Origin of the sequence: Thermodesulfobacterium thermophilum DSM 1276 (assembly GCF_000421605.1) — a bacterium.
Classification (GTDB): domain Bacteria; phylum Desulfobacterota; class Thermodesulfobacteria; order Thermodesulfobacteriales; family Thermodesulfobacteriaceae; genus Thermodesulfobacterium; species Thermodesulfobacterium thermophilum.
The window spans coordinates 69,787-88,709 of the sequence record NZ_ATXI01000008.1; the positions used below are offsets into that span (position 1 = coordinate 69,787).

Below are 18,923 nucleotides of genomic sequence, written 5' to 3' on the forward strand. Positions count from 1 at the left end.
TGAATCTTTAAATTACAGGAGGTAAAAGTTTATGCCAAGGGCTAAAGGTGGTTTTAAGACCAGAAGAAGGCATAAAAAACTTTTAAAATTAGCCAAAGGCTACTGGGGACAGAGGAAAAACGTCTACAGAAGAGCTAAGGAAACCGTAGAAAGGGCTTTGGTTTATGCTTATAGGGATAGACGCCAAAAGAAAAGAGATTTTAGAAGACTTTGGCAGATAAGAATTAATGCTGCTGTAAGACCTTATGGTTTGAATTACAGCAAGTTTATGGGAGGTCTTAAGAAGGCAGGGGTTGACCTTAACAGAAAAGTGCTTGCCTATCTTGCGGTAACTGAGCCTGAAACCTTTTCTAAGCTGGTAGAAGTGGCTAAAGCTCAGTGGCAATGATGGTAATCGAGGAACTGGAACAACTTAAACAAGAAGCTTTAAAAAATGTTGAAACCCTTTCTACTCTTGAAGAACTTAACGCTTTTCGTCTAAAATATTTAGGAAAAAAAGGGGTCCTTACCAGCTATCTTAAAAAGCTTAAGGACCTCCCTTTGGAAGAAAAAAAACAAGTTGGAACCATCTTAAACGAACTCAAAGATCTCTTAGAAGAAATTTTAGTCAAAAAAGAGCAGGAAATTCTTTTTAAACAGGAAGATATTCTTCCAGGCTTAGACCTTACGCTTCCTGGAAGAAGGCCTGTAGTAGGGGGTCTTCATCCATTAACCCAGGTTATTAAGGAAATCTGTGAGGTTTTTGGGCGTTTAGGCTTTGATATGGTTCAGGGCCCTGAGGTAGAGACAGAATATTATAACTTTACCGCTTTGAACATCCCAGAATGGCATCCAGCAAGGGATATGCAAGCAACCTTTTATCTTAAAAACGGAAGTATCCTCAGAACCCACACCTCCCCTATTCAAATAAGGACTATGCTTGAGAGAAAGCCTCCTTTAAGGATCATCGCTCCTGGTAAAGTCTATAGATGCGATGACGATGTAAGACATTCCCCGATGTTTCATCAAATAGAAGGCTTGATGGTGGACAAAGAGGTGAGTTTCTCTGACCTTAAAGGAGTCCTTACTTATTTTGCTAAAGAGGTTTTTGGAGAAAAGACCAAGGTTAGGTTTAGACCAAGCTATTTTCCTTTTACTGAACCAAGTGTTGAGATGGACATCAGTTGTGTGATTTGTAATGGAAAGGGATGTAGGGTTTGTAGTGGTACGGGTTGGTTAGAAATTTTAGGGGCTGGGATGGTGCATCCTGAGGTGTTTAAGTCGGTTAATTATGACGTTTCTATATGGCAAGGTTTTGCCTTTGGGCTTGGTATCGAAAGGATAGCGATGATAAAATATGAGATAGATGACATCAGGCTGTTTTTTGATAACCATCTATATTTCCTTGAAAGTTTTAAGTAAAGACCTTTAAATCTTTAGCCTAAGACAGGAGAGACCTTATGAAAATCCCCGTCAGTTGGCTTTCAGAGTTCATAGACCTTCAAAAGTCTCCAGAAGAGATTGCTGAAATCTTTACGATGGGTGGTATCGAGGTTGAAGCAGTAGAAGATCCATACCAACGTTTGGGAGAGATAATCTCGGTAAAAATCATAGAAGTTTTAACTCCAGAAGACCTTAAGGAAGTAGCTCTTTGTAAAGTTACCGACGGGAAAGAGGTCTTTACAGTCTTTACCACAGCGAAAGATCAGGTAAAACCAGGACTTATTTTAGCCTTAGCCAAACCTGGGAGTAATACTTTTTCCGGAGATAAGGTAGAAGTAAAGAGGGTAAAAAAGTATCAATCTGAGGGGATGTTTCTCTCTCCTTATGAAGCTGGGACAGGCCCTGAAAAGGAGGTCTTACTGGTTTTACCAGAGGGTTCTCCGTTAGGAAGGTCTGTTTATGAAATTTTAGGAATAAAGGAGGCTGTGTTAGAACTTGCGGTAACTCCTAACAGAGGAGATGTGCTTTCTATCTTGGGTGCAGCAAGAGAACTTCATTTGTTAACTTCCTGGGAGTTAAAACCTCTTCTTTTTGAGGATTACTTAAAAGAAGGTAAATATTTTAAAGGTGAGATCAAGATTTTAGAGCCTGAAGGTTGTTTTAGGTATATAGGGAGAACCTTTGAAAACGTTCAAATAGGGGAAAGTCCTTTTTATATTCAAAAGAGACTATGGGAATGTGGTTTAAGACCGATCAACAACGTGGTAGATATCACCAATTATGTTCTTTTAGAATTAGGACAGCCTTTACACGCTTTTGATTGGGACAAGATAAATGGGCATGCGATAATCGTTCGTAGAGCCTATCCTCAGGAAAAATTAATGATGCTTGACGGGATAGAGAGAACTCTTACAGAGGAAGATTTGGTGATAGCTGATGCAGAGAAAGCCCTTGTGCTTGCAGGTATCATGGGAGGAGAGGATTCAGGGGTTTCTGAGGAAACAAAAAATCTCTTTTTAGAGGCTGCCTGGTTTAATCCTAAATGGATAAGGATGAGTTCTCAAAGGCACAAGGTTTCAACTGAAAGCTCTTACAGGTTTGAAAGAAACATAGACCCTGAAGGTATACCGTTAGCGGTGTTAAGGGCGACTCAGTTAATCTTAGAGATAGCTAAGGCCGAGCGTTTTTCTGAGATGGTAGACCTTTATCCCAAGCCTTATGTGTATCCCCAAATCGTGTTATCACAAAAAAAGGTAACCAAATATTTAGGGTTTTCTCTTCCTGTAGAGGAAATAAAAGGTATTCTTTCGAAGGTGGGTGAGGTAAGGTCTATAGGAGATAGTTTTGAAGTAAAACCTTTTTCCTACAGACAGGACTTAAAGATACCAGAGGACTTGATCGAAGAGATCGCCAGAGTATATGGATACGAAAAAATACCTACTACTTTTCCTAAAGCAGACCTTTGGGCTAAAGGGAAAAGCCCATTTTTAAGGTTAGAAGAAAAGGTAAAGGAGCTTTTTAGAGCCTTTGGATTTTTTGAGGTAATTACCTATAGTTTTATAGACCCAAAGGATTTAGACAGACTTCATCTCGATCCAGAAGACCTTAGGTCTAAACCTTTAGAGATAGCTAATCCTCTTGCCTCTAACCAGTCTGTGATGAGAACTACTTTAATCCCTGGGCTTCTCAGGACTGCTTGTTTTAACTTTTTTAGAGAGGTTAATTCTCTTGCTATCTTTGAAACGGGAAAGGTTTTTATCCCTAATCAAGAGCTCCTCCCAGACGAGCCTTTATACCTGGGAATTTTATTGATGGGTCAAAAGAATCTTGAGAGCTGGTATAGTCAACCAGAAAAGTTTGATATTTATGACCTTAAAGGGGTTTTGGAGGAGTTTTTTGAGATCCTAAACCTTGAAGTTGAGTTTAAGCCCTATTCTGTAGAGCCATTTTTAAGACGCGGGCTTTCTTTTGACCTGTATCTTGGAGAAGAAAAAATCGGTTTTGCAGGAGAAGTAAAAACCTTTATATTAAAGAGTTTTGACCTTAAGACCAACGTATTGGTGGGGGAGATAAACTTAGAAAAGATTTTGAAAATTTTCCCTTCTTTAGGTAGCATTAAAAAGCTTAAAAAGCCTCCTAAGTTTCCTTCTACCACCAGGGATGTAACCTGTGTAGTTGATAGAAATTTTGAGGTGGGAGAGATATTAGCTTTTATTAAAAATTTATCTATTCCTTACTTAGAGAAGGTCAGCTGTGTGAAGGTTTATGAAGGCCCACCTATTCCAGAAGGTCAAAAAAGCGTAAGTTTGAGGTTTTGGTATAGAGCTGAAGATAGAACCTTAACCGATGAAGAGGTCAATCACATTCAAGATGAGGTAGCTAAAAAGATTTTTGATAAATTTAACGCTAAACCACGATGAAAAAGACGATAACCAAAAAAGAAGTAATAAAGGTTTTGGCTGAAAAGACTGGTCTTTCTAAGAGGACCTTAGGTAGGATTGTGGAAGAAATCTTAGAAGAAATAAAACTTGGGTTAGAAAGAGGGGAAGAGGTTCAGATAGTAAGGTTTGGAAGTTTTATTCCTTATAAAACCAAGGAGAAAATAGGGAGGAACTTAAAAACTGGGGAGGTCGTCAAGATACCTTCGTTTAAAAAGGTAAGGTTTAAGATAGCCCCTCAGTTTAAAGCTGAACTCCAAGATGAAACCTAAAAAACCTTTAGAAACCCTCTATGTTCCTCTTTCTGAGGTCGCTCAGCTTTTAAAAATCAAACCTCATGTGCTTTATTACTGGGAAAAAAAGATCCCCCAGCTTAAACCTTATCGAATTTCTAACAGAAAGTTTTACAAAAAAGACCAACTTGAGCTTTTGTTTAAGGTAAAAAAACTAATAGAAGAAGGATATACCTTAGAAGGGGTTAGAAAGTCTTTGAACCTTTATAAACTTGAACAACCAGCCCTTTTCACTCCAAAAGAGGTCCTTACAAAAGAAAAAGCCCTGAGAAAGCTTATCAAGGAAGTAATCAAAGAACTTAAAGAGATCTACAAGTCTTTATAAATACGTTGCAATATTTATTTTCCTCAAACTCCCCATCCTTGACCAACTTGAGCATACTTGTCAAACTCAGCTGATATAAAGGACTTGGTGATAGGCAATGGCTTGACTTTTAAAGAGGTATCATCAAATAAGCTGATAATTTGATTTTTGGATTTATCTTGTTTGTGTTTAAGGGCTCATTTTTCAACTAACTTCATTTTAAACTCCTTTTCTGTAATCATTTTTTCCTCCCTGTACCTAAAAAATTGGGTGTCAGGGAGGAAATTTTAATTTCAGGGACAGAATTTTTGATTTAACAACCCTTATTTCAGGGACATTTTTTTGATCTGATGCGTAATCTTGACTTTTACAAAAAATAAAAAAATAATAAAATTAAGATTTGAGTTAAACTTTAAATGATTTTATGACTTGAGGTTTTGGGGTTGAATAGAGTTAAGTTTCAAAAATATGGAGTTTCGAGGGTTTCTATTTCAGGTTATTCCTTGATAGAGCTTATTGCAGTTATTTCTATTATAGCCATCTTGGTGAGTGTTGCTATACCTTCTATGTCTAAGTTTATTCGATATACTAAGTACCAAAACTACTGTAATTCTTTAGAGCTTCTCATAAAACAGGCTAAAATCCTTGCGATGGAAAGAAGCACCAACATAGGTATTTGTGTGTATGACGAAAGAACGGTAAAGATTGTTGATATGGGTACAAATAGGGGAGCAGGGGCTTGTGTAGGAACCACTTTAAGAATTCTTCAGATAGAACCAGGAGATACCTCTTTTGTTAGGTTTGCTGGAAGTAGTGCATCGTTAGACCCCAGAGGTTTTGCTATTTTTAATGGAAATGTTTGTGTTCATAATTCAGAAAAAAACGTTTATTTTTTAGTTTGTATAAGCAGGTTTGGCGGGATAAGGGTCGAGACAGGGCAAGGAGAGTGTAGAAATTGTGGAGATTAAAGTTTAGGTAATAATATGCTAATAAATTACTAAGGGGAATTAAATGGATAGAAAGCAAAAATTAAATATATTTAAAAATAAAGGAAGTACTATTATAGAAATTTTAATTTCTATATTTATTCTTTTTATAGTTATAATAAGTATTACTAGTCTAATTACTATTTTCGGGTTGCACATTAGAAATAGAGTTCTTTTAACTTGTTTAGTTGAGGGGGCTGCATCAGGAATAGAAGCTTGTAAAAACGGACATATAATAAATGAAATTCGTTGTGGAGGCTTTACTGTAAACATAAGTGTAAATGGTACTTGTAATTTAGCCACTAATTTATGTTCAGATATTGAGGTGATTGCAAGTTCTCAAGGAAAAGTTTTTAGTTTGAAAGATAAGGTATGTAAGTTCTAAAAGGAGATAGAATGAAGATATATAAAAAAAACCAGATTAAAGTAGAAGGATTTACTCTTATTGAGCTTTTGGTAATAGCAGTGTTAGCAACTATAATTGTAGGTGCTATTGTGTCTATTTATTTAGTTTCAGCGGAAGTTTTTAGGAAAAATCGACCTCTTTCCGATGTTATTGAAGAAATAAGAAGTGGGATTACAACTTTAGATTTTGTTTTTTCGAGATGGGGAGTGGGAGTTCCATGTAAAAATAATAGTTGTCCTTCCTACAGTACAACTATATCTTCTTGTGATGGCTATCCTCCTACGAATCCTATGTGTATGACCTGTGAAGAAGGGAATTTTTCCTCTGGCTGCTCTAAAGTTATGTTCTATGCTAATTTATATGGAATAGGTTTTGTTGTTAATGCTACAAACGATACTATAAGTTTAGTAAGTTGTAGATTAGATTCGAAATCTTCTTATCAAAATTTTTATTACATATGGACTGGAGAAAAAGTAATTAATTATAACTCAACTTTACCAACTGTTTACGGATTTGAATCTAAATTTTCTTCTATAGATTGTATAAATTTTGCAGGCACTACTAATTTAATGTTGAATTCTCGAAAAATGTGTAAATATGATAGAAATCTTAATAGTTATAATTGTAATGAATCTTATATTCTTAAAACAGGAGACCTCATTACAAGAGTTCCTCATCAAGTAAGGATTTTTTTGGAAGACGAGGCTATAAAAATGGAGTTATACGATTTAGCTAATAATCAAACAGAAGGAAAACAGTATATTGCAAATGCTAAATCTTTTCAGGTATATGTAACAAATGGAACTTCTGTAAAAGTTAAAGTGAATTTTAAAAGTCAATCAAATCCTACTCAAACTTTAGAAATAGAAAGATATTTTGGGAGATAAAAAATGAGGAAAAAGGCCAACAAAGGCTTTGCTCTTATATATGTTTTAATTTTGTCTTTAGTTCTTATTTTAATAAGTACAGGTATCTTTTATATACTTCAAATAGGATATTTTTCTATAAATGCGGAAGCTAAGTATCAAATTGCTGAAAAAAAAGCAAACAAGGGCTTAATGGTAGTTTTAGAAAATGGAAAGTGTACCAATTATCAAGATGAAGGCATTAATGTAAAAACTATTAAGGATGAAGGATATAATTTATGTTTTGTATGGTCAGAAGGGACTTTTAACGGTGCGAGAGTAGTGAAAGTATCTTTGTTTTCCTTAAAAGGTTCTAATTGGGCAGCTGCTATGTTTAGAAAATTAGACAACCTGTCTGGGATGCAAGGGAGTGCAGCTATTGTAGGGTATGATAGTCCAGAAAATAGTTGTGATGATCCTAATTCTTGCATCGCTCCAGCGCTTATGACAGGGAATTCCCTTTCTCCACAAAATATAGTACAAGCTTGTTATATAAATCCAAATAATCTTGGAAGCGGACTTATATCTATGGTAGAACCATATAAATATGATCCCACCCTTAATTATACAGATTTAACTTCGAAACTTTTTAATGCTGAAAACAGAACGGCATTATTTTATGATTTTAATGAAGCCTTTCAAGTAGAATTTCAAGATGGAACGCCTGTAGGTTTAAAAAACAACAATGATATAATAGATTTTTCAGGAGAAAACTTAAACTCCTGTGAAGCAAAAGGTACTACAATAAAATGTGGTAGTATAAATATAACCTGGAATTCTAATGATTCTTGCTATTATTATAATAATCCAAGTAATTGTAAACCTAAGATTAATTTTGGACAAAATACTAACATAGATTTTGATAACTTTTCAGGAGGAGGTTATATATTAGCAAATAGAATGAACTTTAAAGGAGATATAAAACCTGCGAAACCTATTGTTCTTGTTGCAAAAAATCAAATAGTTATGAGTACAAACAATATAGAAGTTGCCAATGTTTATATGTTTTCACAAAATTATTTAATAGACTCTAATAATTTAAAGATAGAAAATTCACTAATTTATAGTGGAGGAAAGGGTGTAGGAAATTTAGATATAAACTTAGGTTCAAATTCTCAATTGGGGACACAAAATAGTCCTGTACTTATTATTTCTGACAATAATATAAACGTAACAAGAAATGGGAATGCAGATATTTGGGGAGTTATTTTTGTTACTGATGCTAATAACAATTTTAATATAGGTTCAGGAAATGGTAATTTTAAAATCCATGGAGCGGTTATAAGCAACTCTTTAAACAACAATAATATCAATATTTCAGGTAACTTTGAAGTACGTTTTAACTTTGAAGTTTTAAAGAGGCTTTATAGTTTATTTCATAATACAGGGTTTAACATATTAAAATCTCCTTCTTGCGGTGAGGGTAATATAGGTAATCTGTATCGTTTAACCACTATTAAAATTTATTAGAATTTGATAGAACTTTTATTAATTTTCAGGACCCTTTTATACCTCTACGCCCATGCTTGTCCTAACTGTGTGAGAAACACAAGTGATCTCAATCAAAATCCCTGTTATACAGGAAGTAGTTATACAGGAAGTAATACCTACAGATGTGGCTGGTATGGAGGTAGTTATAACGCCTATGTAGGTATGTATGGAAACGGAACCTATGTGTTATCAGATGGGACTCCCTTGACTTCTCTTGTTATAAACAACAACTCTATCGTTAGATCTTCCAGTTTTTATATAGCTGGAATTTATTTTGGTCAGGACGTTAATTATTTAGTAGGGAGTACAAACGTTATAAAAGGATTTCTTGTGAGAAATTTCCCCTCCAATCTTTCACTTCAAATAGGTTTTACAGATAATACTAATTTTCAGTTTAAGTTAGACGCAATCAACTCCATGAGATATGACCCTGTGTCTCGAAGCGGTTTTTGGTTTGTAAGGAAGGTTAACTGTATTAGAGAAAAATCAACCCCAGCTTATTTTTCTATAATAACCAGGATGACTACTTGGTAGATGGTATAGGTTGTTATATATAAGTGATTTCTAAATTTGTAGTATAAAGACCTGCCTTGAGAAAGGATATACAAATTAAGTACTTCTTGATAATGTTTGGTCTCACAAAATGAAAAAATAGCTAAAACTCTTCCCTATAAGGTTTCTATATCTTCCCTATAAGGTTCCTATAGGGACAGATTTTTTTCTTTTGAGATTATTTTATCTATCCTTTCTTTTTTATAAAACCATTTGCTAAGAAAGAAATACATTGAAAGAAGAAAGACAGAAAAGATAAGTAACAGAGTAACCACAGTTACTGCATCATCCGGGGTTATTAAAACGTGCTTCCATTGATGGCTTCTTTTGGGAGGTAAAGGACGTATGACAAAACCAAATAACTTTATATTTATCAGGGTAAAAGCACTGTAAGTTACAAAAAAGCCAACAGCACCCCACATACCTTCGGGAGAGTAAACTTTAGATAGCATATCTGGATGTCCTATCTCTCTTATCTTTTGTTTTACCCTGAACCTCCAAACCAGAAAACTTACATAAAAGGATAAAATTGTAGATATAAAATTGGCAATCTTTACCTCAAAACTTACATTTGCATATTTAGGGCTATAAAATATGATAACCCAATAAATACCATACACTATAAAAAGGAGAAACACTACTAAAAACAAAAGTTTTTCTCTACGCATACCTATATTTTAACTTAAAATTGCAAGTAGAAAATCCTATGTTTTTGTCTTCATTTGTCAAAAGTGTTTCTCGATATAGAATCCTTCTGGCAAATATAGGCAATAGAGTTGACAGGAAGTTTTGCCTAAGAAAAAATTTGAGGGATCTTTTCAAATGAATAGTTTGTTGTTTCATAAAGTACCACTTTTTGATTATATTTGTATTTATTAAATTTTATGTGGTGTGGTAAGGTAGTTAGGATGATTACAGGGATAAACTCAAATTAAAAAAAACGTGCGGGAGGAGGGACTTGAACCCTCACGGGGAAATCCCCACCGGATCCTAAGTCCGGAGCGTCTACCGTTCCGCCACTCCCGCAAAAATTTCAAGCATTTTAACCATATTTTAATAGATAAAACCGCTCTTTTCAAGATTGATTTACTTTACCTTTCCCATAAATGATTTTAGAGTTATAATAAAAACATGAACGTTGCGCCTGTAGGTTCAACTTCGATTCAATCTTTTAATACTCCTAAAGAAAAAAACCTCGAAGAACTTAAAATCCGGGTGTTGATAGAAAAACTTAAAATCAGAGAAAAACAGGTTATAGCCCACGAGATGGCTCATAAAATCGTGGGAGGAAAGTATGCAGGAAGTGTGCATTATCAGTATACACGAGGCCCATACGGAAAGTTTTACATTTCTGGAGGAGAAGTAAGCATAGATGTTTCTGAAGAAAGTTCCCCTGAAAAAACCATTCAAAAAATGGAAATCGTAAGGGCTGCAGCCTTAGCTCCGGCAGACCCTTCCCCTCAAGACCTACAGGTAGCACAAACTGCCACAGTTAAAGAAATAAAAGCAAGAAGAGAATTGAGTCTTTTGAAAGAAAAGGAACAATACCTATCTAAAGGAAAAATTTTAGATATCAAAGTTTAAATCATAAAAGATTTTACGATAAACCTCAAAAAAAGGCTCTCCCTGGTAGTGATAGGTAAGCATCCCTATGGTTTTAGCAGGTTCTATGTCGTTTTTTAAAGAGTCTCCTATCATCAAGGCTTCGTGTGGATCCACTTTTAAGATTTCTAAGGCTGTTTGAAAAAGCTTTAAATCTGGTTTAAGATATCCTACTTCACACCCTATAAAAATTTCATCAAAAAGTTCGCCTAACCCAAGCTGTTTTAAAATGTTTCTTAGTCTGGCATCCCAATTAGAAATAACCGCTGTCTTAATACCTTGTTTTTTCAAAAGGGATAACATCTCTGGAAAATCTTGGGCTAAAATCACACAGTCCTTGGTTGCGAAGAACTCCCAACTTTTCCAGAAAACCTCCTCAAAACAAGGGGCTTTTTTCAAAGGCTCAAAGGTTTTTTCAAATATTTGATACCAGCTTTTCTTACAAAGCTCTTGGGTCCAACGTTCAACCTTGTCGTGCTTAAATTTATCCCTAAAAGCTGGTATAAACCTTTGCATTATCTCTGAAGGAGACACTTCATATCCCTTTTCTTTCCAAAATCTGGCGTAGACCTCACCTACCGACGGAGAGATATGTAAAAAAGTACCTTCTACGTCAAAAAACACTGCTTTTATCTTTTTCTCCATAAACTTATTTTCTCATACCTTTGAGATTTTTTCAACCTTTGATTAAGTGAAATCTCATAGTAGCTTTTGTAGTTAAAAAAAACTCTTTTAGTTCTGGGTACAGGCCTTTTTTATCTTTAACAGTAAAGGTATGGCCGAAAGTTGAAGAATTACCGAAACCATGATAAGGGCATAAACAGAAAAGTTATATAACACCCCTAAGATGGTGCTACCTAAAAATCAGAAGAACCCGTAGGTTGTGTGAAATACACCATATCCTGTCCCTCTTTTTTCCTGAGGTACTAATAGGGCAACCGCTGCCCTCATGATAGACTCCTGGGCCCCCATACCTATTCTCCATAAAATCATCCCTAAGATTGCTCCGTAAAATCCTCCTAAAAAGCATAAAGGGGTAAATCCCGCTGAGATTATTACCGAAAAAAGAAGGACAAAGAAACCTTTTTTATCGAATAAATAGCCGAATAAGATGGCAGCCAAGGCATCAACTCCCATAGCTATGGCATAAAAAACAGGGATCCAGGTTTCTGAGACGGTAGCTACCTTTTTAAAGTGATAAGCAATCAGGGGATAGTCTGCATATTCTGCTCCGTATAAACTAACTGCTATAAGATAGATCCAGTAGACTTTTTTAAATCCTTCAGTTTTAACCTAGATGGTTTTGATTTTTAAATAAGAAGGCGAAGGGTATAAAAACCTGGCTATCATTAAGATTGAAATCGCTAAAACCGCCGGTATCAACAAAACCCCAAAAGCCTCTTTATAACCTCCTTGAAAGTAAAAAACGAGGGCTATCATGAGAGGACCAAGCATGGCTCCTATTTGATCCATAGCCTCGTGAAGCCCAAAGCCCTATCCATATCCTATTTTCCCGGCTGCATGACTAAGTAGAGCATCCCTTGCCGGAGTTCTTATCGCTTTACCAATCCTTTCCATAAAAAGCAACATAACCGCCAATTCCCATCGTCCTACCAACGCCAAAGCCGGTACACTTAGCAGGTTGATAAGATAACCTGCTATTATAATCTCCCAGTATTTACCTGTTTTATCAGTTATCCACCCTGAAATAATCCTTAGCCCATACCCTAAAAACTCGCCTAATCCAGCGATAAAACCTACAACCAAGCTTGAGGCACCAAGGGTTAAAAGAAAAGGCCCTGTAATGCTTCTTGCCCCTTCGTAGGTTAGGTCTGAAAAAAGGCTTACAAAACCAAGTAAGATTATGAAAAAAGCAGGTTTTTTGAAATCAATCTTTAACATTTTGTCATTCTTTATAAAGGAGTTAGTCGTAAGAATATAGCTAAAAAAAATAGAAAAATCAACTTAAACACTGAATAATTTAAGTTTTATGGTTGTTATGATGGCAACGTCTTCAAATCATGTTATAATACGAATATTAAAGAAAGAAGGGGGAGGCACATGATACCAAGGTATACACGTCCGGTTATGGCTAAGCTTTGGAGTCCAGAAGAGAGATTGAGGGCCTGGGGGTTGGTAGAATTTTATGCCTGCGAGGCTTGGTATAAGTTGGGCAAAGTGCCAGAAGAGGACTATCAAAAGATTAAAGAGAAGCTTCTTCCTTATCTAGAAGAAGGAGGGTTTACCGAAGCCAACGTAAAAAGGGTGGAAGAGATAGAAAAAGAAACTAAACACGACGTGATAGCTTTTTTAACCCATCTGGCTGAGATCATAGGTCCATCAGCCAGATACCTTCACCTTGGTATGACCTCTTCTGATATGCTTGATACTGCCATGGCTTGGTTGATGAAAAGAGCCATGGAAATAATCCTCGAAGACCTGACGAGAATAAAGGAGGTTTTAAAAGCAAGGGCTTATGAATTTAAAGATACATTAATGATAGGAAGAACCCATGGGATTCATGCAGAACCTATTACCTTTGGATTAAAACTTGCGCTTTGGTATGAAGAAATGAAAAGAAACGAAAGAAGGTTAAAAAATGCCCTTGAGTGTATTTCCTATGGGAAAATATCTGGAGCTGTAGGCACTTTTGCCCATGTACCCCCTGAGGTAGAGGCTTATGTCTGTGAAAAATTAGGGTTAAAGCCTGCTCCTGTATCGAATCAGATAATCCAAAGGGATAGATACGCTGAGTATATGGCTTCTTTGGCTATTTTAGGAACCACGGTAGAAAAAATAGCTACAGAGATCCGACATCTGCAGAGGACTGAGGTGCTTGAAGCAGAGGAATTTTTTTCTCCTGGACAGAAGGGTTCTTCTGCCATGCCACATAAACGAAATCCTATTCTTTCTGAAAACCTTTGTGGTCTTGCAAGACTTCTTAGAGGTTATTTGGTTCCTGCTCTTGAAAACGTTGCTCTATGGCATGAAAGAGACATAAGTCATTCTTCTGCTGAAAGGGTGATTGTGCCTGATGCTACCACCACCGCAGATTTTATGTTAGTCCGTTTAGAAGGTTTGTTAAAAAATTTAGTGGTCTATCCTGAAAACATGATAAAAAACTTTAATCTTTTAAGAGGACTTACCTTTTCTCAACAGGTGATGTTAGCCTTGGTAGAAAAGGGGATGATAAGAGAAGAGGCTTACAAGATCGTACAGGAGTTGGCTATGAATGTGTGGAAAGATACGAATTTGAACTTTAAAGATTTGGTGTTGTCAGACCAAAGAATAAGAAACTTTTTAACCCAAGAAGAAATAGAGCATATTTTTGACGTAAAATATTACTTAAGGTATGTAGACCAGATTTTTGAAAGAGTTTTTGGATAGATGGCGGTTAAGGTAGTAGCAGGGTTTATAGAAAAAGATGGTAAGGTTTTAGTAGTAAAAAGGCCTACAGACAAAAAGAGAGGAGGACTTTGGGAGTTTCCTGGTGGAAAGGTAGAAGCTGGTGAAAGTTTACAAGAAGCCTTAAAGAGAGAGTTAAAAGAGGAGCTGGGATTAGAGGTTAGGGTAGGAGAGGTTTTAGAAAAAATAAAATATGTCTATCCTGATGAAGAAATAGAGCTTTATCTTCTGTCAGCAGCTGTAAACGGAGACCTTGGTTTAAAAGAATCGCTTGAGGTTAAATGGTTAAAATTAAAAGAATTAGAACATTTAGAGCTGTGTCCTGCTGATAAGGTTTTGTTATCAAAATTAACCCTTGTCAAAAACAAAAAATAGGTTAATTTTATAGACTGAGGCTTTTTTGGGCGGTTAGCTCAGGGGTAGAGCGCCATCCTCACACGGTGGATGTCGCAGGTTCAAATCCTGCACCGCCCATTTTGCCTCCTTGCTCCTTGAAGATTCAAGGGGCCCAAAAATAGGACCAAAAGGAGGGTAAAGATGGCTTTGTGGCGACCAGTTAAAAGGTTTCGTAAATGGGAAACCCTATTTATCATCCATCCTGATAGGGTACCTGAAAAGGACCAGGTTTTAGAAAAGGTCAAAGAAATTATCAACTCTAAAGAAGGAGATGTACTTAAGGTGGATGAATGGGGCTTAAGAAAACTTGCTTATCCTATTGCCAAGCGTAAAAATGGTTACTATGTCTTGATGGAGTTTTACGGGTTAGCAGATACCCCTAAGGCATTAGAGGATTACTTTAGGATAGATGAACGTGTAGTAAGATTTATCGTGGTTAAGTTGGAAGATAGATATAATCCAGAAACAGCAGCGAACGAAGGTTAACAGGAGGGATAAAATGGAAAACACGATTATAAAAAAGAAGGCCTTTGCTAAGAAAAAGTTTTGTCGTTTTTGCGCTGACCCAAGCGTTAAGATAGATTATAAAAACGCAGACCTCCTTAAACAGTTTTTAAACGAAAAGGGGATGATCATTCATAGAAGACAAACTGGCACCTGTGCCTACCACCAGAGGCGTCTTACTAACGCTATCAAAATAGCAAGGATAATGGCTCTTTTGCCTTTTGTAGCTGATGTAGAGGTAGAATAATCAGATAGGAGGCTAACCGATGGAAGTAATATTGAGAACCGATGTTCCCAAATTAGGTAAAGCAGGCGATATCGTAAGGGTAAAAGATGGATATGCCAGGAATTATTTAATACCAAAAGGCTTTGCCATCCCAGCCAACCAGAAAAACATAAAAGCCTTAGAAAAAGAAAGACAGATTATCTTGGCTAAGGCAGAAAGAGAACGTAAAAAACTTATGTCTTTGGCTGAAAAACTTGAAGGATTGGAATTGGTAATTTATAGGCGTAAAATAGAAGAGGATAGAATTTTTGGATCAGTTACGGTAGCTGACATAGTAAATGCCTTAAAAGAAAAAGGGTTTGAGGTAGATAAAAAGTTTATCCACCTAAACGAGCCTATTAAAAAATTAGGAGTTTATGAGGTACCTGTGAATTTTTCTTCTGATAAGGTAGTAAACATAAAGTTAGAAGTAGTAGAAGAAAAGTAATATTTTTAAATGCCACCCAAAAAAAACTTAAAATCTAAACAAGAGCTTGGGGAGGGTTTACCACCTGAGCTCTTGCCCCCTCAAGACCTACAGGCAGAAAAGCATCTTTTAGCAAGTATTTTTGTAGATCCTCCCTCAATAGTAAAAGTTCTTGACATCATCAAACCTGAAGATTTCTATGCCTTGTCCCATAGGTTGATCTATAGTGCTTTTCTTTCTCTTTTTGAAAGGGATGAACCTATTGACATCGTAACCGTACATAACGAGCTTGAAAAGAGAGGAGAGTTAGATAAAGTTGGTGGGGCGGTATATTTAGCTGAGCTGGTTAGTCTTCTTCCTACCTCTGCCCATATTCTCTATTATGCTAAAATAGTAAAAGAAAAAAGCGTTCTAAGAGAAATCATCAACATCTCACAAGACCTTATCTATAGAGCCTATTATTCTACAGAAGATTCTCAAGAACTTTTAAGTTACGCAGAAAAGTCCTTCTTTGAATTGTCGCATTATGGCAAAAAAGAGGGTTTTTCTCCTTTAAAAGATATTGTAAAAGATACCATCAAGTATTTAGAAAACATTTATCAAAAGGGAGATCTTATAACCGGGATACCTACAGGTTTTTATGAGTTAGACCGAATGACCGCGGGGTTGCAAAAAGGAGACCTTGTTATCATAGCTGCTCGTCCTGGTATGGGTAAAACAGCCTTAGCCTTAGACATAGTGAGAAACGCTACCAAACAAGCAAACATAGGGGCCGCGGTTTTTTCTTTAGAAATGAGTAAACAACAGCTTTGTGCAAGGATGCTTTGTGCTGAAGCCAAGGTAAATTTCCAAAAATTTAGGACTGGACAACTGGAGCCTCAAGAATGGCAAAAGATAGCTCAGGCAGCTTCCACCTTAAGTCAACTGCCTATCTATATAGACGAAACTCCAGGGATCAACATTTTAGAAGTAAAAGCCAAGGCCAAAAAACTGCTTAAAGAAACCCCATTAGGGCTGATCGTGATAGACTACCTTCAGTTGATGAAAGGACTTGAAAGAAAGGAAAGAAGAGAACAAGAAATATCAGAAATATCTTCTGGTTTAAAGGCTTTAGCTAAGGAACTTAACGTTCCGGTGGTTGCCCTTTCTCAATTAAACAGAAAGGTAGAAGAACGTCCAGATAAAAGGCCCCAGCTTGCAGATTTAAGAGAATCAGGGGCTATCGAGCAAGACGCAGATGTAATTCTTTTTATCTACAGAGATGAGTTTTATAACAAAGAAAGCCCAGAAAAAGGTATAGCTGAAATCATCATCGGTAAACAGCGTAATGGCCCAATGGGCGTAGTAAAACTTGCCTACTTTCCCCAGTATACTTCTTTTGGAAATTTAGACCCTAATCTCCGTTTTTCTTAATGACTAAAATAGGTACCGGGGAGTTAGCAATTATTTTTTGAGCAGCACTCCCGATAAGTTTCTTCCCCGTCTCTTCGTCAGCTCCTATCGCAAGTAGAGTGGCCCCAAGATTTTTAATGATGTTTACGATAACTGCATAGGGTTCTCCTTTTTCTATAAAGACCCGAGGTTTTAGGCCTAATGCCTCGATTTCCTTTACAACAGGGTTTAATTGGTTAGAAATTTCTTCTTTTAATATGTTTAAAAGTTCTTCTTCTCCTATGATAGTTTCAGGAGGAAGTTGAATAACTGAAGCAATATCCAAGGTAGCGCCATACGCCTTAGCTATCTTTGCTGCCCGTTTAACTGCATTGTTACCAGGGATCGAACCATCTGTAGCTACCAGTATTTTTTGAATCTTTAAAAGGGTTTTTCTGGGTATTATAAGTACGTCTATAGGACTGTCGTTGATGATTTTAGCTGCAGTACTTCCTATAAGGATTTTTTCAAAACTGGTAACCCCTCTACGTCCTGTTACTATAAGGTCACAGTTGTTTTTGATGGCTACTTCTATTACTTTTTCACAAGGTCTCCCTTCTTCTAAAAAGGTTTTAAGTTCTATCTGATTTTCTTCAGCAAAAATTTTAGCCTCCTCTAAAGCTTTTATATATGTTTTTTTGATGTTTTCTTTAACATGCCCAAAGATAGAAAGAGAACTCACTAAACCTTTATAGGGAGGTATAACACTTATAGCCATAAGCTCTATACCTTCGTTTTTAGCAAAGTTTAAAGCCTCTTCAAAGGCATGTTTACTTGCATCTGATCCATCAAGTGCAACCAGTATTCTTTTAAACTTACACATTTTCTACCTCCTCTTTTTAATTGTTGTATACTTTTTATTTTTATAAAAAATTTAAAAATAGTCAAGATAGCAACAATGATTTGGAAGTTTAATCTTGAGTTTTATTATTTAACCTCATACCATTCATCGGAAAAAAATATGAGTTGAGGTTTGAGATAGGAAACAAAGGAAAGGAGACAAACTGAAGCCCCTAAGGGGCCTCCTTAGGGGCTAAGAAGTAAATGGTTGTTATTCTTCAGGTTTCTTAATCCAGGGCATCATAGCACGGAGTTGTTTTCCTACCTCTTCTATCAGATGTTCTTTTTCTTTTTTGCGAAGAGCGTTTAATACAGGTCTCCCAGCTTGGTTTTCAAGAATCCATTCTCTTGCAAACTCACCTGTTTGAATCTCTTCAAGGATTCTCTGCATTTCAAACCTTACGTCCTCGTTGATGATCCTTGGACCTCTGGTAAGGTCTCCATATTCAGCGGTATCACTGATAGAATATCTCATGAAAGAAAGCCCTCCTTCATAGATCAAGTCTACGATAAGCTTAAGTTCATGAAGACATTCAAAATAAGCCACCTCAGGCTGATATCCAGCTTCTACCAAGGTTTCAAAACCAGCTTTTATAAGCGCGGTAACTCCACCGCAAAGCACAACCTGCTCTCCAAACAGGTCTGTTTCTGTCTCCTCTTTAAAAGTAGTTTCTATCACCCCAGCTCTGGTTCCTCCTATTCCTTTTGCATAGGCTAAAGCTTTTTGGAAGGCTTCTCCTGAGGCATCCTGGTGAATGGCTACTAAGCAAGGAACTCCTGCCCCCTTGGTGAATTCTCTCCTAACTAAGTGCCCTGGACCTTTAGGTGCAACCATGGCTACATCCACATCAGCCGGAGGAACGATCTGGTTGTAATGAATGTTAAATCCATGAGCAAAAAGTAACATTTTGCCAGGAGTTAACACCGGTTCTATTTCGTTTTTATAAACCAATGGCTGGTCTTGGTCTGGAAGAAGGATCATGATAATGTCGGCTTTTTCACAAGCTTCCTTAACTGAAAGAGGGACAAACCCATCTTTTTTAGCCCTTTCATAACTTTTTCCACCTTTTCTTACACCAACTATCACGTTTAATCCAGAATCTCTTAAGTTTAAGGCATGAGCATGCCCTTGACTCCCATAACCTAAAACCGCTATGGTCTTCCCCTTTAAAACCTCCAAACTTACATCCTCGTCTTTGTAGACCTTCATAAAACACCCCCTAAATAAGTTTTAAGATGCTGAACTATATTTTAAC

21 protein-coding genes, 2 tRNA genes and 1 pseudogene are annotated in these 18,923 nt (G+C 36.5%); 18 read left to right on the forward strand and 6 right to left on the reverse strand.

What is annotated here, in order from left to right:
* Positions 1-31: 31 nt before the first annotated feature.
* From rplT to H529_RS0105125, 10 genes are all read left to right on the forward strand, one after another.
* Positions 32-388: a 50S ribosomal protein L20 gene (gene rplT, locus H529_RS0105080; protein WP_022855458.1), complete on the forward strand. Its 357-nt coding sequence runs from the start codon at positions 32-34 to the stop codon at positions 386-388.
* Positions 388-1,401 (forward strand): phenylalanine--tRNA ligase subunit alpha, encoded by a 1,014-nt coding sequence (pheS, locus tag H529_RS0105085; RefSeq protein WP_028843067.1) that lies wholly within the window; start codon positions 388-390, stop codon positions 1,399-1,401. The genes rplT and pheS overlap by 1 nt, the downstream gene beginning before the upstream one ends.
* Before the next feature lie 38 nt (positions 1,402-1,439).
* Positions 1,440-3,842, forward strand: a complete 2,403-nt coding sequence (gene pheT / locus H529_RS0105090; protein ID WP_022855460.1) for a phenylalanine--tRNA ligase subunit beta — start codon at positions 1,440-1,442, stop codon at positions 3,840-3,842.
* The gene (locus H529_RS0105095) at positions 3,839-4,132 is read left to right on the forward strand and encodes an HU family DNA-binding protein (RefSeq protein WP_022855461.1); all 294 of its coding nucleotides are present in this window, start codon (positions 3,839-3,841) and stop codon (positions 4,130-4,132) included. The genes pheT and H529_RS0105095 overlap by 4 nt, the downstream gene beginning before the upstream one ends.
* The gene (locus H529_RS11230; protein WP_022855462.1) at positions 4,122-4,478 is read left to right on the forward strand and encodes a MerR family transcriptional regulator; all 357 of its coding nucleotides are present in this window, start codon (positions 4,122-4,124) and stop codon (positions 4,476-4,478) included. The genes H529_RS0105095 and H529_RS11230 overlap by 11 nt, the downstream gene beginning before the upstream one ends.
* 422 nt (positions 4,479-4,900) lie before the next feature.
* Positions 4,901-5,425, forward strand: coding sequence for a GspH/FimT family pseudopilin (locus H529_RS10255; RefSeq protein ID WP_022855463.1), 525 nt, complete (start codon positions 4,901-4,903; stop codon positions 5,423-5,425).
* A 43-nt stretch (positions 5,426-5,468) separates the two neighbouring features.
* Entirely contained in the window at positions 5,469-5,828 is a 360-nt protein-coding gene (locus H529_RS0105110) for a hypothetical protein (protein ID WP_022855464.1), read from the forward strand.
* 11 nt (positions 5,829-5,839) lie between these two features.
* A complete protein-coding gene (locus H529_RS0105115) occupies positions 5,840-6,736 on the forward strand; it encodes a PilW family protein (RefSeq protein ID WP_022855465.1) in 897 nt (298 codons plus the stop codon).
* A gap of 3 nt (positions 6,737-6,739) precedes the next feature.
* The gene (locus H529_RS0105120) at positions 6,740-8,224 is read left to right on the forward strand and encodes a hypothetical protein (RefSeq protein ID WP_022855466.1); all 1,485 of its coding nucleotides are present in this window, start codon (positions 6,740-6,742) and stop codon (positions 8,222-8,224) included.
* Between the two features lie 3 nt (positions 8,225-8,227).
* Positions 8,228-8,779, forward strand: a complete 552-nt coding sequence (locus tag H529_RS0105125; protein ID WP_155984466.1) for a hypothetical protein — start codon at positions 8,228-8,230, stop codon at positions 8,777-8,779.
* Positions 8,780-8,946: 167 nt separating this feature from the next.
* On the opposite strand, the gene H529_RS0105130 is transcribed toward H529_RS0105125, so the two are convergent.
* Entirely contained in the window at positions 8,947-9,465 is a 519-nt protein-coding gene (locus tag H529_RS0105130; RefSeq protein WP_022855468.1) for a hypothetical protein, read from the reverse strand.
* A 275-nt stretch (positions 9,466-9,740) separates the two neighbouring features.
* A tRNA-Leu gene (locus H529_RS0105135) sits at positions 9,741-9,823 on the reverse strand.
* Positions 9,824-9,928: 105 nt separating this feature from the next.
* On the opposite strand from H529_RS0105135, the gene H529_RS0105140 reads away from it, so the two are divergent.
* Positions 9,929-10,381: a putative metalloprotease CJM1_0395 family protein gene (locus tag H529_RS0105140; protein WP_022855469.1), complete on the forward strand. Its 453-nt coding sequence runs from the start codon at positions 9,929-9,931 to the stop codon at positions 10,379-10,381.
* On the opposite strand, the gene H529_RS0105145 is transcribed toward H529_RS0105140, so the two are convergent.
* Both H529_RS0105145 and H529_RS12160 read right to left on the reverse strand, forming a co-directional pair.
* Positions 10,364-11,044, reverse strand: a complete 681-nt coding sequence (locus H529_RS0105145; protein WP_022855470.1) for an HAD-IA family hydrolase — start codon at positions 11,042-11,044, stop codon at positions 10,364-10,366. The genes H529_RS0105140 and H529_RS0105145 overlap by 18 nt on opposite strands.
* A gap of 87 nt (positions 11,045-11,131) precedes the next feature.
* Positions 11,132-12,301: pseudogene (locus H529_RS12160) on the reverse strand (MFS transporter).
* Positions 12,302-12,460: 159 nt separating this feature from the next.
* On the opposite strand from H529_RS12160, the gene purB reads away from it, so the two are divergent.
* The 7 genes from purB (at position 12,461) to dnaB (ending at position 16,809) form a co-directional block, all read left to right on the forward strand.
* Positions 12,461-13,786, forward strand: a complete 1,326-nt coding sequence (purB, locus tag H529_RS0105165) for an adenylosuccinate lyase (protein WP_022855474.1) — start codon at positions 12,461-12,463, stop codon at positions 13,784-13,786.
* On the forward strand, positions 13,787-14,179 hold the full coding sequence (locus tag H529_RS0105170) for a (deoxy)nucleoside triphosphate pyrophosphohydrolase (RefSeq protein WP_022855475.1): 393 nt from the start codon (positions 13,787-13,789) through the stop codon (positions 14,177-14,179).
* Positions 14,180-14,206: 27 nt separating this feature from the next.
* Positions 14,207-14,278: transfer RNA gene (locus H529_RS0105175), tRNA-Val, on the forward strand.
* Between the two features lie 63 nt (positions 14,279-14,341).
* A complete protein-coding gene (gene rpsF, locus H529_RS0105180) occupies positions 14,342-14,686 on the forward strand; it encodes a 30S ribosomal protein S6 (RefSeq protein ID WP_022855476.1) in 345 nt (114 codons plus the stop codon).
* A 13-nt stretch (positions 14,687-14,699) separates the two neighbouring features.
* Entirely contained in the window at positions 14,700-14,951 is a 252-nt protein-coding gene (gene rpsR / locus H529_RS0105185) for a 30S ribosomal protein S18 (protein WP_022855477.1), read from the forward strand.
* 19 nt (positions 14,952-14,970) lie between these two features.
* The gene (rplI, locus tag H529_RS0105190) at positions 14,971-15,417 is read left to right on the forward strand and encodes a 50S ribosomal protein L9 (protein WP_022855478.1); all 447 of its coding nucleotides are present in this window, start codon (positions 14,971-14,973) and stop codon (positions 15,415-15,417) included.
* Positions 15,418-15,426: 9 nt separating this feature from the next.
* A complete protein-coding gene (gene dnaB / locus H529_RS0105195) occupies positions 15,427-16,809 on the forward strand; it encodes a replicative DNA helicase (RefSeq protein WP_022855479.1) in 1,383 nt (460 codons plus the stop codon).
* Here the strand turns inward: dnaB and H529_RS0105200 are convergent.
* Positions 16,790-17,650: a universal stress protein gene (locus tag H529_RS0105200; protein ID WP_022855480.1), complete on the reverse strand. Its 861-nt coding sequence runs from the start codon at positions 17,648-17,650 to the stop codon at positions 16,790-16,792. The two genes, dnaB and H529_RS0105200, sit on opposite strands and share 20 nt — an antisense overlap.
* A 228-nt stretch (positions 17,651-17,878) precedes the next feature.
* Complete coding sequence (gene ilvC / locus H529_RS0105205) at positions 17,879-18,877, reverse strand: ketol-acid reductoisomerase (protein WP_022855481.1); 999 nt, start codon at positions 18,875-18,877, stop codon at positions 17,879-17,881.
* Between the last annotated feature and the right edge of the window lie 46 nt (positions 18,878-18,923).